The sequence below is a fragment of the Psychrobacter sp. 1Y6 genome, assembly GCF_052258385.2.
GTDB lineage: Bacteria > Pseudomonadota > Gammaproteobacteria > Pseudomonadales > Moraxellaceae > Psychrobacter.
Genome location: NZ_JBQQEW020000001.1, coordinates 2,448,497 through 2,463,575, shown reverse-complemented (window position 1 = coordinate 2,463,575; position 15,079 = coordinate 2,448,497). Strand labels below are relative to the sequence as shown.

The 15,079-nt window shown below is 43.7% G+C and carries 12 protein-coding genes; 8 read left to right on the top strand and 4 right to left on the bottom strand.

Annotated features, from left to right (window positions below; genetic code table 11):
- Positions 1-101: 101 nt before the first annotated feature.
- Positions 102-989, top strand: coding sequence for a TonB family protein (locus tag ACTXGF_RS23925; protein ID WP_201567158.1), 888 nt, complete (start codon positions 102-104; stop codon positions 987-989).
- A gap of 146 nt (positions 990-1,135) precedes the next feature.
- Entirely contained in the window at positions 1,136-2,011 is an 876-nt protein-coding gene (locus ACTXGF_RS23920) for a mechanosensitive ion channel family protein (protein WP_443532336.1), read from the top strand.
- Positions 2,012-2,060: 49 nt separating this feature from the next.
- On the opposite strand, the gene ybeY is transcribed toward ACTXGF_RS23920, so the two are convergent.
- The gene (ybeY, locus tag ACTXGF_RS23915; RefSeq protein WP_443532338.1) at positions 2,061-2,660 is read right to left on the bottom strand and encodes an rRNA maturation RNase YbeY; all 600 of its coding nucleotides are present in this window, start codon (positions 2,658-2,660) and stop codon (positions 2,061-2,063) included.
- 318 nt (positions 2,661-2,978) lie between these two features.
- Complete coding sequence (locus ACTXGF_RS23910; protein WP_443532340.1) at positions 2,979-4,082, bottom strand: PhoH family protein; 1,104 nt, start codon at positions 4,080-4,082, stop codon at positions 2,979-2,981.
- A 607-nt stretch (positions 4,083-4,689) separates the two neighbouring features.
- On the opposite strand from ACTXGF_RS23910, the gene ACTXGF_RS23905 reads away from it, so the two are divergent.
- The 3 genes from ACTXGF_RS23905 (at position 4,690) to ACTXGF_RS23895 (ending at position 8,143) form a co-directional block, all read left to right on the top strand.
- On the top strand, positions 4,690-6,018 hold the full coding sequence (locus ACTXGF_RS23905; RefSeq protein ID WP_443532342.1) for a UbiH/UbiF/VisC/COQ6 family ubiquinone biosynthesis hydroxylase: 1,329 nt from the start codon (positions 4,690-4,692) through the stop codon (positions 6,016-6,018).
- Between the two features lie 167 nt (positions 6,019-6,185).
- Entirely contained in the window at positions 6,186-7,469 is a 1,284-nt protein-coding gene (locus ACTXGF_RS23900) for an FAD-dependent monooxygenase (RefSeq protein WP_443532344.1), read from the top strand.
- Positions 7,470-7,495: 26 nt separating this feature from the next.
- On the top strand, positions 7,496-8,143 hold the full coding sequence (locus ACTXGF_RS23895; RefSeq protein WP_443532345.1) for an OmpA family protein: 648 nt from the start codon (positions 7,496-7,498) through the stop codon (positions 8,141-8,143).
- 27 nt (positions 8,144-8,170) lie between these two features.
- On the opposite strand, the gene ACTXGF_RS23890 is transcribed toward ACTXGF_RS23895, so the two are convergent.
- Positions 8,171-9,082: a LysO family transporter gene (locus ACTXGF_RS23890; RefSeq protein WP_443532347.1), complete on the bottom strand. Its 912-nt coding sequence runs from the start codon at positions 9,080-9,082 to the stop codon at positions 8,171-8,173.
- Between the two features lie 264 nt (positions 9,083-9,346).
- On the opposite strand from ACTXGF_RS23890, the gene ACTXGF_RS23885 reads away from it, so the two are divergent.
- The 3 genes from ACTXGF_RS23885 to ACTXGF_RS23875 are packed head-to-tail and all read left to right on the top strand — an operon-like array spanning position 9,347 to position 14,061.
- Positions 9,347-12,040 (top strand): alpha/beta fold hydrolase, encoded by a 2,694-nt coding sequence (locus tag ACTXGF_RS23885; RefSeq protein WP_443532349.1) that lies wholly within the window; start codon positions 9,347-9,349, stop codon positions 12,038-12,040.
- Positions 12,041-12,043: 3 nt separating this feature from the next.
- Positions 12,044-13,240 carry a patatin-like phospholipase family protein gene (locus ACTXGF_RS23880; protein ID WP_443532350.1) on the top strand — a complete coding sequence of 399 codons (1,197 nt, stop codon included), beginning with the start codon at positions 12,044-12,046 and terminating at the stop codon, positions 13,238-13,240.
- Positions 13,237-14,061, top strand: a complete 825-nt coding sequence (locus ACTXGF_RS23875) for an SDR family NAD(P)-dependent oxidoreductase (RefSeq protein WP_443532352.1) — start codon at positions 13,237-13,239, stop codon at positions 14,059-14,061. Before ACTXGF_RS23880 ends, ACTXGF_RS23875 begins: the two co-directional genes overlap by 4 nt.
- Positions 14,062-14,087: 26 nt before the next feature.
- On the opposite strand, the gene ACTXGF_RS23870 is transcribed toward ACTXGF_RS23875, so the two are convergent.
- A complete protein-coding gene (locus ACTXGF_RS23870; RefSeq protein ID WP_443532354.1) occupies positions 14,088-14,981 on the bottom strand; it encodes a phosphatidate cytidylyltransferase in 894 nt (297 codons plus the stop codon).
- Between the last annotated feature and the right edge of the window lie 98 nt (positions 14,982-15,079).

The window sequence follows — 15,079 nt, the reverse complement described above, 5'->3', positions numbered from 1 at the left end:
TCTATGTCATGTTATGATAGCGCCAGTATAAATCATGCCGATCGTTACAACACTTATTAAATAGTGCTTTGTACTGATTTGCTCACAAGCTGAGATTCATTGTGGCCTATATAAAAGACTCACAGAGCTATCATTTTTCCGCGCAAGCGCCCAAGCGCGATATAAGTTTGCCTGTCGCTATTGTTATTGCGGTGGCTGTTCACGTGCTGATTATTTTCGGGATTAGCTTCTCTATGGGAAAAGACCCAGCTGCTATGATGCAAGATGTAGCAAAAGCGCTGACCGATAACATGCAGCCCAATGAAGATGCACACTTTATTGCCAATGCTTCGCAAGAGGGCGGCGGTACAATAGAAGAGCAGCTAAGACAAGAGAACAATCAGTTAAGTGCAATGTCTGCTGAGCAAATGAGTGAGACTCAAGACATCGTTAACTTACAGCGTAAAGTGCGTCAGCAGCGTTATCAAGAGAGTTATCTGCGTACGACGTTGAGTTGGCGTCAGGCCACTGTAGAGTCGGATAATGACAGCGAGCAAGCGCAAGATGACGCGATGGCGCAAGAAGAGCGGCTACGTAAGCAGATTGCTACCTTAGAAGCTCAGCTATCCCAGCGTCAGCAGGTCTACGCGACCAAATCCAAAGTCGTGACGATGGATAGCAACTCGACCACACGGGGTGCGGCAGCCGATTATATCAATACATTCCGCGAGCATGTCGAGCGAGTGGGCAACTTGCATTATCCTGTGCAAGCGCGTGCTCAAGGCATTACGGGTGAAGTACGGCTAATGGTTATCATCAGTAACGACGGCAATATCAAAGCCATTCGTTTGCTTGAAAGCTCGAACTCTACGATATTGGATGAAGCAGCCAAACAGTCGGTACGACAAGCAGCACCCTTTGGTAAGTTCACCGAAGACATGAGCGATATCGTCGAGCTGCGCTTGATACGTACTTACCGCTATAGTGATACAGTCGAAGTAACGTATTAAGGTTAACGTATTCATGCACTAAGAAACAAGCTACTGAAAAAAATGTCACTGAAAACACAACTGCTAAGAATAAAGTTTAACGCACTATTTTTTATAATCACAGATATCCAAGTTCATAACACACAGCTATAGAATAAAGAGTCAGTATGGAATTTTTAGGTTTTACCATCGATGTTGCTACCTTAACGAGCAACGCCCTAGAGCTGGTCATCAAAGTCGCTTTAGCAATACTTATATTTATCGTTGGACGTTGGCTTGCCAAAAAGGCAGTCGCTTTTTCCGATCGCCTAATGACGCGTAGCCATCTGGATGAGACAGTTGCTAGTTTTTTAAGTCGTCTATTGTATGGCGTGCTACTGGTCGTGGTGATTTTAGCTGCACTTAGCAAAGTCGGTGTACAGACTACGTCTGTCGTTGCGATCTTAGGTGGTGCTGCTGTTGCCGTTGGTTTGTCACTAAAAGACCAGCTATCAAATTTTGCCGCTGGTATTATGATTGTGACATTTCGCCCGTTTGTGCGCGGTGATTATGTACAGATTAGTAGTTACACAGGTACGGTGACTGAGATTACCTTGGTTAATACCCATCTGACGACCATTAACAATCACGATATCATCATTCCTAATAGCGATATCACGACTTCACCTGTGGTCAATTATACAGCGCTACCCAATCGCCGCGTCGATATCACCGTCGGTATTGGCTACGATGCTGATATCAAAACGGCTAAAGACGTGATGTTAAGTCTGGCAAGAAATAACCCATTGGCTTTTACTGATCCTGAGCCTATCGTGCGAGTGACCAATCTAGGCGACAACTCAGTAGATCTTACCCTAAATGTCTGGACAACCAATGCCGACTGGTGGTCAATGCAATGCGAGCTACTAGAGCAATTCAAGCAAGCTCTAGATGATGAGAAGATTGAGATTCCATTCCCGCAGCGCAGTGTCCATGTTAAAGGCTTAGATCATATGATCAACCAAATGGGTCAAGCGCAAAAGCTACCATTAACTAAAGATTAATGAGTAGCTGCCTAACAGTTAGAAGACTGTTTAATAAAGCAGTGCTAGTTTAGATATAGGGGTTTGGTAGGTTTAGGCCTGCCAAAATCTCAATTTCAAAGTACTCCATCTCATCTTGTTCAGCTTGTCCGAGCTCATGATCAAAACCCAGTAGGTGTAGCACGCCATGCACTAGCAAATGGCTAATGTGCTGCGCCACGGTTTTGTCCTGTTCAGACGCTTCACGTACCATCACTTCATGACAGATAATTAGCTCACCAAGAGGCAATGTTGGCATCAGCTCAATGACGGCCGCAGGTAATTCGCTTGGATAAGACAAAATATTGGTCGCATAGTCTTTACCACGTGCTTCTAGATTTAAAGCACGGCCTTCAACGTCATCAGTGATATATATATCTAGTGTTTTAGACTTTTCCTGCCAAAGCTCAGGATCAATATTTGCAAAATAGGGTAGAGTCAGACCATTATTAATACGACCATCTATATAATCTAAAGTCGCCATCATGACTGACAGTAAATGCTCACGATTATAAAAAGTATCTAATATTTTATCATCAATACTGTCGGTCGCACTGATATCAAGTGCTGCTAAGCTGGCATGGTTGCTAGCAATCTTGTCGTCAAAATTAGTATTGTCAGGTTGGCTCATATTGTTGTCCTTTTTATTATAAATAAATGCGTTTTTAAGGCTGCATCGTCTAGGTTGTTTATTTGTCAGTTTTTTACCATAAAAGTAGTTCAATCACTGTTTATCTTATCGCTAAATTTTTGGCCAATAAATAGAGGCCTGTTTATAAGATATATAGAGGCTACTATAGCTAAGTTGCTGGTAGGCGACTAGTAGTGAATATGCTAAATTCAATAAACTGTCGGTAAGAAAAAACCGGACTACTTTTAGTAATCCGGTTTTCTTATGCAAGATAAATGCTTATAGCAAATGACTGTAATTCAGTGATTAGCTTGATTACTAAAGCTTGGCTGCTGCATTAGCGACGGCTTGTCTACGCTCTTGTTCTTTAATACGTTCAAACTTACGTTTTTCTTCTAAAGCCATTTGCTCTTCATCAAATACGTCATAGGCTTCAACAATTTGCTGTACCAATTGATGTCGTACGACGTCTTTTGAATCAAACTTTGTGATATGAATCTCTTCGATATCCTTTAGAATATCCATTGCTTGTGCCAAGCCTGATTTGTGACCACGTGGCAAATCCACCTGAGTAATGTCACCAGTGATGACAGCACGTGAGCCAAAGCCCAAACGGGTCAAGAACATTTTCATCTGTTCAGGCGTGGTATTTTGCGCTTCATCTAGAATGACAAACGAGTTATTCAAAGTACGACCACGCATATAGGCAAGCGGTGCCACTTCGATAATCTGACGCTCAATCATTTTACCGACTTTCTCAAAGCCTATCATCTCATAGAGTGCGTCATATAATGGGCGTAAGTACGGATCGATCTTTTGGGTCAAATCACCTGGTAAGAAACCCAGTTTTTCGCCAGCTTCTACTGCTGGACGCACTAGCAAAATACGCTCAATCTCATTACGCTCAAGCATATCGACAGCACAAGCCACCGCTAGATATGTTTTACCCGTACCAGCTGGCCCAATACCAAATGACACATCAGAGCTCAGGACGTTTTTTACGTAGCGCTGTTGGTTGCCACCGCGCGGAACGATGCGGCCTTTACGTGTACGTAAACTGATGGGCGTAAACTCGCTAGCCTCATCCAAGTCTTCATCATATTCCATATCATCATGGTCTTGCTCGTCTTCTTCGATGTCTTCATCACGAGAGAGGCTAGATTGGATGATAAGGTGCAGCTCTTCTGCACTGATGTCTTTGGTGTTCTGTGCTTCATCTACCATTTTATAGATAATACGTTCACCGCGTTCGACATTGGTCACATCGCCACTCAGGCAAAAATCGCCTTGGCGCTGCATGATTTTAATATCGAGGCGTTCTTGGATATATTTCATGTGATTGTTGTATTCACCAAGCACGGTTTTTAGCTGTGCTGGGGTCAATGATTCAAACTTTATACGGCGGCTCATGGAATCAGTCAAGCGATTATCCTTTTATTGTGTACCCGACGCTATGATTTGGTTTTAATTGCGTGACGGGTTGCAGAGATAAAATAGTTAGTGGCGTTACAGTGTTTAGGTGATACAAAGATTGTAGATGATAAAAATGACGGCGATATTATTGTTGTTTTTGTGGAAGGTAGTAAATAAAAGTAATGAAAGTAATGAAAAGTCTTGCCTTCATTATGGTAGAGAATTTTTAAATTTCAAGCCATACATCAGATAGATAACGCTGTTTTTGTATGCTGATTGCAACTCTACAGCGATTTTCTATAGATTGATTCGATGTTGCTATCAGTTCTATATAATTCATCGCTACCCATCGTATGATAGTGCTTTAATAAGATTAAGATATTTGAGTTTTATAAATATAAACCTCGTTTATGATGAGAGTAAAGAAACGATTTGTCTACGGTTAAGACCACGGCATAATAGACAATTTGTGGTAATCTATGGGCGATACCATAGGTTATTGCAACCCATCTAATAACAGCAGCGACATGATAAAAATTATAAAATAAAATCAGTGACGAGCGGCTATCTATCATTAATAAATTGCTTGTCCAAAAATTATAATAGGAAAATAACGATGCAAGATATTGATTCACATTTATCCAATGCTGACAGCATACCTAAAAAGTTCGACAGCATCTCTAAAAACAAAGAAGCGATAACTGACCAGCAAGTGCTTATCGCAGGTGGTGGTCATGTTGGTTTGTCTTTTGCATTGCTATTGGCCCATCACGGTATTGCGAGTACCTTATTAGAAAAAAACAGTTATCCAACCATCAGTCCAACGGATGACAGTACTCGCAGCCATTATTTGGACAGTCGCAATACGGCGTTATCACGGCGCACGGTACAGATATATCAAGAGATTGGGCTGTGGGATGAATTACAGAGCCATGCCTGCCGTATCGACACCGTACAGATTAGTGAGCAAGGCAGTTTTGGGCGTGCGCAGCTGAATAAAGCAGAAGAACGCGTTGAGTCATTTGGGCAAGTTATCGAAAACGCTTGGCTGGGTCGTAAGCTTTTATTAGCCGCACAGCAAGCGCCATTGATTACCTTGATAGATAATGCCAATGTGACGACTGTCCAGCAGCAGGCCGATAGTGTGACACTTAGCTTTAATTACAATGATGAAGCCGAAAACGAGCAGCAGCTGCAAGCTAGCGTATTAGTCGCTTGTGATGGGCGCGATTCTACAGTACGCCAACTGCTAGATATCAGTACAACGACGTATAATTATCAGCAAACGGCGATCGTTGGCGTAGTAGAGACAGATACACCACACGAGCATGCAGCGATTGAGCGTTTTAGTCCAGCTGGCCCGCTTGCCGTGCTCCCACTGACTGACCCAGAGGGCGATGGCAATGATGAGTATCAACACGGCTACAGACGCTCTGTCGTATGGGTATGCCCAACAGGTGAAGAAACCAGATACTTAGAAGACGACGCACATTTCTTGCAGACCCTACAACAAGCTTTCGGTCAACGCGCTGGCAAGTTTACCACTGCTGGTCGTCGCGGCGCCTATCCATTGACCCGCGTACTAGCGGATAAGCAGGTAGAAGGGCGCTGCGTCATTATGGGCAATGCTGCTCACACCTTACATCCTGTCGCTGGCCAAGGCTTTAATCTCTGTATGCGAGATGCACATGTGCTGGCGCAAATGCTAAGTGCACAAGTGCTCAAAGGCGCAGATATCGGTGATGCACAGTTATTAAAACGTTATGAAAAAGCACGTCAAACCGACCAGAAGCGAGTTATTCGTTTTTGTGATGCGGTAGTACATGGCTTCACGCATCCTAACCCCGCGATTAAGCTAGCGCGAAATATGGCGCTATTGGCCTTTGATAAATTGCCAAATATCAAGCCACTAGTCGCCACTTATGCGATGGGTCTAAAATCATAGCGCTATAGTTAAATCCTCTTTAAAAGAATGACAGCGTTAACCTCGCTTGAAGTACTGCCTATACATCTGCACTCGGTTGCCTTATCTCTCTTTTAAACTGAATCAACTAACTGTAATCAAGATTGATAATAAGCATTCTAATATTGAGCAATATTGAGAGACACCTTATGAAAAATAATCATACGCTGATTATCGGTAGCGGTATCGTTGGGGCGACGCTTGCTCTAAAGTTGGCGCAAGACAAAATGCCAGTGACGTTGATTGATGCCCGCCCTGAGCGTGATGAATCAGCTTGGCAAAACGTACTTAGCAAACGTGATGCACGTGTCTATGCACTCAGTATGGCTAGTATTAATTTGCTTAAAGATATTGGCGCGTGGCAAAAGATTGCTAGCTCTGAGCGTAAGGCTGATTACTCGCAAATGCAGGTATGGCAGCTAAATGGGATGGGTGAGCTATTATTTGGCGAAAGTGAAGACAGCGGCGCCGAAGGTAATAGTAGTAAAAATCATGAGCCTACATTATTAGGTAGTATGGTTGAGCCTGCTGTTATCGAGTATGCGCTATGGCAACGCTTGCATGAAGAGGATGTCAGCGACTATCTGACCCTTATCGCTGGTCATAAAGTTGTCAATATGGATTGGCTAGGGGCGCAGCAAGGCTACCGTGTAACTCTGGACAATGGCGAAGCGATTGATACACGTCTATTAGTTGGCGCTGATGGGCGCGGTTCATTTGTCCGTCAGCAAGCAGGGATTGGCGTAGATACACTTGATTATAATCAAACCGCGATTTGCTGTGCGATTCAGACTGAGAAACCGCATCAGGCAACTGCACGCCAAGCTATGCTACCGACGGGTACACTGGCACTATTGCCGCTAGCTGATATAACCGATGTTGATAAGACAAGCCCGCAGCATTGGCAGTCGATAGTATGGACATTGCCGCGCAATCAAGCATTGGCATTGATAGAGGAAGAAGAACGATTTATTGCTGATAAGTTAGCAGCTGCCAGCAATTACGAGTTAGGTGCGATTAATCAAATTGAGTCTATCGCTAGTTTTCCATTAGCAGCGCAACAAGCGAAAAGCTACGTCGCTGATAACTTGGTACTTATTGGCGATGCAGCTCATGGCGTACATCCGCTGGCAGGTCAAGGACTGAACCTTGGTATGCTGGACGTGCAAGTATTATGTGAGCAGCTAAAGCATGACTTTACCCGTAGTGGCGGTACGCTTTGGGGAAGTAATCAAACGCTACGTCATTATGAGCGTTCGCGCCGTCCGCATAATATTCTAATGATGCATAGCTTTTCTGCGCTTAACTGGTTATTTGCAGGGTCGCTTGCCCAATTGCGTCCTGTGCAGCAAATCCGTAATGAAGGTATGTACCGAGTCAGCAAAATCAAGCCATTGATGCGCTTATTTGCTAAGCAGGCGAGTGGGGTTTAGTTTCTATACTTAAGGATGAGTAGACCATGATTATTAAATTATCGATAATGATGATGGGTATGCTAGGCGTATTGACACTGACAGGTTGTCAGATACCATTGAAAAGCACGGCGCTCAATCAAAGTATTGAAGAGCCGCCTATTACGTTAGTACCAGATACTCCGGATTCAGATGGGGATGGCGTACTTGATGATATAGATGAATGTCCTGCTACACCTTGGAAAGTGATAATAGATGAAGCAGGTTGTCCTTTTTCGGGCATTGGAGTAGGTCTAAAAATGGAGTATCGTGCTTTTTTTGCTAAGGGTAGTAGTGAGTTGTCAAAAGAGTACCAGTTTGATCTTGATAAAGTAGCAGAGCAGATGAGTAAGTACGATACTGCTACTATGAAAATTGAAGCTCATATTTCGGAAGATGAAATGGGGCAGGCGTTAAGTGCTTTACCCAAAAATAGAGCTATGATGGTCAAAAATTACCTTACTTTAAAACACGACATCGAGCCTAGTCGTTTGAGTACTTTTGACTGTGGTATCAGAGCGCCTATTGCATCAGCTGACACCGCAGAGGGAAAATCCATGAATCGTCGAGTCTATGGACTAGCGACAGAGCCTGAAGACGGAGTGGTTCATCATAATCAAAATGACTCGAAATCAGATATATGTACTGAGTTTTAAATCATAATCAGTCACCAAAAGCTATCCCTACCCAAGCGCCGAAAAGAAGACCATCAGCACTGGCGAGACAATGTTAATTAGGAAGCCAAAGCTAATCGCTAGTGGCACGACTTTTAGACCACCTGACTGCTGAATGATAGGCAAGGTAAAGTCTAAACTGGTCGCGCCGCCAAGCCCAACCGCGGCGGAAGGGTATTTGCGCATAAATACTGGAATAAAGATTAACGCAAAGAACTCACGTACTAAGTCATTAAACAACGCGACACTACCCCAAACCGCGCCATAAGCATCGGTCATGACAATCGCTGATAGCGAGTACCAACCAAATCCTGACGATAGTGCTAAGCCTTTCGTCCATGACACATCCGTAAATAGTAGCGCGAAAATAAGCCCGCCTGCCAATACCGCTAGCGTAAAGATGACACTCATTTCTACGCCGCGTTTATTCAGTAATACTTCTTTTAAGGTGATGCCCGATCCTTTTAAGCCTATACCGACCAGTAATATCAAAATCATCAGCATGACAGTCATAGAGTTTTCGGGCGGCATATAATCAGCAGGCAAGAAATAGCCAATCACCATTCCAATCACCACACAAACGACCTGTGCTAAGCTGCCTCGAATACTGACACGATGCTCTTTAGATTTTACACTTGGTTTTTTGGCATGCCACGGACGCAGATGGTCAAACAGCATAAGCGCAAACAATCCCATGCCAATTGTCAGTATTGATAATACAGTGACATACAGCGCAATTTCACCCAGCTGGTTACCCAGCCCTTCTACCTGAGACAGCTCAATACCGATCAACGCTAGGATGATAAATACCAAGTATGATAGACCTTTGTCGGCCAATTTTGTCATGGTAGGGTTAGACGGAATGGCAAAGCCAATAAACATTGGCATTAATACCAGAACAAGGGTGACTAGGCTTTGCATGATGTCGGGCTCGCAGCATTTTTAATAAGGCGTTTTTAAGAAGCTGAAGATTGTACCATATAAGGTTAGCAGTATTGATATGAGCCACTGAGATTCATTGCAAATCATTGGTCGTTGTAGACTAAAATGGAAAAATTAGACGATTATAATGATGTTAATAAATATCTTTTTAAAAATGTTTGAACGTTTTTGAGCGCTTTGTAATTCTTTACCTTACAAACTTTTGTTGCTACATTAAAGTACTGGAAATATTTGGCTAGACTCATGTCGCTATATCAGCTCAAAACTCAGTTTCAAAATCAGCTACGCCCGATAAGCAATACGCTGGTTGAGCAAAATATTACCGCTAACCAAGTGACAGTATCCGCTGTTTTATTAAGTATCGGTACTGCCTATATCATTGCCAAACCAGCAGCTGAACAGCAGCGGCTGTGGCTTTTATTACCATCATCATTGTTTGTACGTATGGCACTCAATGCCATCGATGGCATGATGGCGCGTGAGCATGGGCAGGCTTCAAGGCTAGGAGCCGTGTTAAACGAGGTAGGTGATATGGTTGCCGATACGGCGCTATTAGCGAGCCTGACCCCTCATATTCTGACCAATCATATCAATGATAAAGAACAGCAAACGTTAATAGCCAACTTGCCAACGAATATATCAACTTCTCAGCATCATATCACTGCTCTGATCGCGCTTAGTATTGGCACCGAGCTGTTGGGCGTTACTAGTAATACCATGTTAGGTGTTCGTGCTAACCAAGGGCCTTTGGGCAAAAGCGATCGTGCCTTCTTATTAGGTATGCTTGGTGCGTTTATGGGCATTAGAGCCAAAGCGCCAGTAAGTATTAAAGGGCAGGTGGCTTTACCTGCTATCAAAATGAGTCAATTATTTATATTAACAGAGGTGATGTTATTAAAGACCTGTCTCAATCGACTACGTTATATGACAGAGTTATACTTAATGCGTAACCCACCTGAGCTGCGATCCGTTCTGGGTGAGTCAACAAACACCTCACTATCTCTTACTGTTGTTTTGCCAAATACTTCTACTGATAACGCTCGCCCATTGGAGTTCAAAGAAATGCCAACCACAACCATTGATAGTCAAAAATTCGAAGAACAGGCCAGTGTTGGTTTTGATTTGCCTGCATCTAAAATCATCAATGGTGAGAGCTGTTATAACGCTTACGATGGCACCGCTATTTATTATCGCTATTGGCTAACGAAGCCTTTAGAAGATATTAAGCAAGCCAACCAACCGTTGCGCCAAGTTATCTTATTGCACCGAGGGCATGAGCATTCGGGACGATTGGCAGAGTTGGGAGAGCAGTTTGCAACAGCTGGCTATCAAGTATTTGCTTGGGATGCGCGCGGTAATGGGCGCTCAGGGGGTATCAAAGATCATGCTGAGAGCGTTACCGAGCTTGAGCGAGATTTAGAAGGTTTTGTACAACTGGTGATTGGGCAAACAGGCATTGCTATTGAAGATACATTGATTGTCGCTAGTAGTATCGGCGCGGTATTGGCAGCAGCATGGGTACATGATTATGCGCCCAATATTCGCGGCATGATACTTGGCACGCCTGCGCTCAGTATTCGTCTGTATCTGCCCTTTGCCATACCATCACTGAAGGTAGCACGTACGCTAGGTCTGATGTCACGTGTCAGCAGCTATGTTAAAGCACAAGTACTGACCCATGATAAAGACGCGCAGCAAGCCTACAATGCTGATCCGTTAATCTCCAACAGTATCTCGACCGACTTACTCATCGACACTCATGCAACGGGTCAGCGTTTACTTGATGATGCAGGTGCCATTACCGTACCGACGTTCGTCTTGTGTGCGGGCAAGGATTATGTGGTCGATAAGCAGGCTGAGCGCACGTTTTATGAAGCGATTAACGCATCGATCAAACGCTGGCAGTTGTATCCAGACAGCTACCATGCAATCTTTCATGAGACCAATAAAGCCGATGTATTCGTCGACTGTATTGAGTTTGCCGAGCAGGTATTTAGCACACCAATCCAAGCCCCTGATCTAAGTACCGCTCACTTAAACAGTGCCAGTAAGGATAAAGTAGATCGTTTGGCGATTAAACCATTCAATCCAAACTTTGCAATTACCCGTTTTGCGATGCAGAAGTTTGGTCATGTCAGCGATGCAATTGCGACAGGGCTTGAGCATGGATTTGATTCTGGTCATTCGCTAGATCATGTCTATTACAATAAGCCCAGCGGTCAGAATAAGTTTGGACAGGCAGTCGATAAGTTTTATTTAAATAATATCGGCTGGCAAGGTATTCGTATTCGTCGTGAGCATATATTGGAGTTGGCACGTTTAGCACTTGCAGATATCGAAGATAAAAATCAAAGTAGCAATAAATCATACCAATCAAAACTGTTAGATATCGCTAGTGGACATGGTTTTTATGCATTTGATCTGCTGACAGAGTTTACAGATTTGTATGCTGAGCTGCGTGATTATGAGATGCATAATATCCAAGCATTGCAAGCAAAGGCGGAGCGTTTGGCCATGAGCAGTCGAGTCGTGACCAGTCAAAGGGACGCCTTTGATTCTGCCAGTTATATCGATGCAGATACGAATGATACTAGTACCGATACTGAAAAAGCAGATCTTGCTATTGCCTCTGGGTTGTTTGAGTTGTTCTCTGATAATGCGCTACCAGCGACAGCTTTGGCAGGTATTTATGACAGTTTAAAATCGGGCGGTTATCTGGTTTATACCAACCAACCATGGCACCCTGAACAGGAATTTATCAGTAAAACATTAAACAATCACCGGGGCAGTAGTTGGGTGATGCGCTGCCGTTCGCAGGCAGAGATGGATCAACTGGTTGAGCGGGCAGGCTTTAGGAAAATCACGATGCGTATCGATCGCTTTGGGATATTTACTGTTTCGTTAGCGATTAAAACTGTACCAGCTGATAACGAGTAATAGATGAAAAATGAGCAGGTTAAACCTTATGAGCGTGTTCAGCTGTTTTCAGGCGGCGGTTCACGTTTTGGTTATTATTTGGGCAGTTATGCAGCACTAGCAGCGCATGATTTGACGCCAGATATTATCGTTGGTACTTGCGGTGGGAGTTTATCTGCTTATTTAGTACAACTTGCGCCTGATTCTAAAGATTTGCAAGCGTTGATGTGCAGCCGTGAGTTATATCGCGTCATCACTGCCATCAGACATGTCGCGCCAGATGAAGCCAATAAACGTCTAAAACTGCGTTATATGACCCATGCACTCAAACGTTGGCGGTTATCAAAGCAAAGGGATAATGGACAAGGACAACGGCAAGCAGACAGCTACGAGCGACTGTTAAATGAGCTACAGCAGTTGGCGATGTTTCGTATCGATAACGAGCAGTACTGGCTAGATGAATTGTCGCGGTTCGCTCCTAGTAATAATGATAGTGGCAATACTGATAAAGCAACGCCAGAGATAGCAATCATTGCTAGCCGCCTGTATCAAGCACCTGCTAATGGTTTGTATAATGAAAAACTCACACTACAAGAGTTGTTATTTGCGCCGCCGCGCTTAGCAAATTTGCCAAAATCAGTATCAAGTCTGGCTGACGAGCAAATAACATCACCAGCGCACACATTTGCAAACGGACGCATACACCAGTCTGTAAAGGTTCAAACACAATGGGATTTTGCCCCAGTGATCCGTGCTTCTATGGCTGATATGTACTATCTACCGCCCACACATATCACAGAGCTTGGCTGGTGTTTAGGAGGTGTGATTAATCTTACACCGATTGAGCTAGCCTGTCAGTCGGGTGATAGCGTATTTGCAGAGACTAAGGCAGGTTATGACCCATGGCTGGCTGCTCCCGCGATTCAGCGTGTTTTTGGTTTTGATCCCAACGAGCGCTTGGCACAGGTGCATGATTACCAACCAATCAGCGTGTCGCCTCGCACTGACACCACTAATAAAAACCATCAGCTACATTGGTTACCTTTTGCAGATAACGAGCAGCAGTTAGCAGGTCAAAATGTGCAAAAGCGTTTTAACCTAAAGCAAATGACCGTTGAGCTAATACATAGCGACTATGACAGTTTTGTGCAGCAAATGCAGGCGCAATGGCAATATGGCTATCAGCGTACGGTCGACTATATACAGCAGCATAAATTATGAAAAACCTCGCAAAAGACACCACTGGAAACTATACGCCGCATATTATTATCGTTGGTGGTACAAGTGGCATTGGCTTGGCATTGGCGTTGCATCATCAGATGTTTGGCTGGCAAGTAAGCGTTGTTGGAAGTAGCACAGAAAAAATAGCTGATATCAACCGCCAGCATCCTGCTATCGTGACTTATGTGTGTGATTTAACTGAACCAAATCAAACGCAAACATTATTAGACAGTTTGTCAGATATTAGTTTTCAAAGGCTGATCTATAGTGCGGGTAGCTATACTAATGAGCGTATCCATCACCTAAATAAAGCCGATAGCGACCAAATGCTAGCGATCAACTTACAAGCGTTTGAGCAAGTTTTTAGATGGGCAAGCAGTCAGTTAAAGCAGCAGTTAAAACAATCACATCAAGCGTTAGATGTGACTAAAGGTGATAGACCTAGCCTTATCTGTATTGCCTCTATCGCAGGCACGATAGATTATCCTTATGCCAGCCTTTATGCAAAAAGCAAACGCGCAATGATTGCTACGGCTAGTGCTTATCGGGCAGCACTTGTACCTTATGATATCCAAGTGAACTGTATTGCTTCAGGCTATATCAATACTCAAGCATTACGTGATTTAAACGATGGCGATGCTAGCCATAAGCCATTTATCATGAGCACGCAAGCAGCGGTTGATCATATTATGCAAGCGATTGACGATGATGTAGAACTGGCGATATTTCCACGCTCGATGCGCTATATCACTGCCTTAAATCATTTACCTAAGCCTGTGCTCAATTGGATATTGCGCAGTAAACTGGATAAAGCCAGATAGTATGGCTATCAATATTTTGACTAGGTTTAACCAAATAACCAGTACAGTAGGGTAAATGCTGGTACTCCAATCAGCAAACTGTCTATCCGATCTAATACCCCACCATGACCAGCGAGCATCGTTCCGGTGTCTTTTACCCCGTGCTGGCGCTTAAAGGCTGATTCTAATAAGTCTCCAAATATACCGCTCACAGCCAAGCCATAGGCAGCTAATAAACAGACCCCCCAATCAAAAGGGGTGAGCCAAAGACCCAATAATGCTGCCAATATCGCTGCAAAAAAACTCCCAAAGACAGCTCCTTCAATACTTTTATTGGGGCTAACCGTTGGAGCAAGACCTCGTTGAAACAGTTTACGTCCAAGCAGTCGCCCACATAGATATTGGGCAATATCATTAAACTGACTGGCGAATAACACGAAGAGTAAAACGCCATATTGTTCGCGTTGCCAAGTCAATTGCTGTAAGGCTATAAGGCTAATGATGAGTGAGAGGAAAGTAACACTCAGTAGCAGGTCTAAGGAGTTGAGCCGCGTATAGTGTTGAGTCAGATTGATAGAGGTTTTCGCTAGCATGGGAGTACTTGGCTGTAAGCCTTGCGCTTGGAGTTTATGAATGAGTACGGCTTTACTGCGTAAACACCATAGGCGTTTAATCTCGTAGCTACCGCGTAAACCAATTAATATAAAAAATAAAATGAGCAGCCATTGATAGGGATATACTTGCAAATGAGAACCTTGCGTATCGTTCGTTATTTTTGCAATCACATAGCAAGTGCAGAGGGCGGCTAACATCAACCACCACGAGCGGGCTATCAGGTAGATTTTTGGCAAGCGTTTGCGCAGACGATGTACGGCAAGTACACTCCAAGCCAAGCTGACGATTATCATCAGGGCAATCACAAACACAATATCAGAAGCCATACCATGGACACTCAAATAGAAGAGGATATTTAGAGCCTATCCATAATGATAGCTTAAATGCTTCTTTAACTATAGTGTTAGATATCGTCCTTGATGGG

Coding starts and splice junctions, on each gene's coding strand:
- ACTXGF_RS23920 (WP_443532336.1), top strand. CDS start 1,136: ATGGAATTTTTAGGTTTTACCATCGATGTTGCTACCTTAACGAGCAAC.
- ybeY (WP_443532338.1), bottom strand. CDS start 2,660: ATGAGCCAACCTGACAATACTAATTTTGACGACAAGATTGCTAGCAAC.
- ACTXGF_RS23905 (WP_443532342.1), top strand. CDS start 4,690: ATGCAAGATATTGATTCACATTTATCCAATGCTGACAGCATACCTAAA.
- ACTXGF_RS23900 (WP_443532344.1), top strand. CDS start 6,186: ATGAAAAATAATCATACGCTGATTATCGGTAGCGGTATCGTTGGGGCG.
- ACTXGF_RS23895 (WP_443532345.1), top strand. CDS start 7,496: ATGATTATTAAATTATCGATAATGATGATGGGTATGCTAGGCGTATTG.
- ACTXGF_RS23890 (WP_443532347.1), bottom strand. CDS start 9,082: ATGCAAAGCCTAGTCACCCTTGTTCTGGTATTAATGCCAATGTTTATT.
- ACTXGF_RS23885 (WP_443532349.1), top strand. CDS start 9,347: ATGTCGCTATATCAGCTCAAAACTCAGTTTCAAAATCAGCTACGCCCG.
- ACTXGF_RS23880 (WP_443532350.1), top strand. CDS start 12,044: ATGAAAAATGAGCAGGTTAAACCTTATGAGCGTGTTCAGCTGTTTTCA.
- ACTXGF_RS23875 (WP_443532352.1), top strand. CDS start 13,237: ATGAAAAACCTCGCAAAAGACACCACTGGAAACTATACGCCGCATATT.
- ACTXGF_RS23870 (WP_443532354.1), bottom strand. CDS start 14,981: ATGGCTTCTGATATTGTGTTTGTGATTGCCCTGATGATAATCGTCAGC.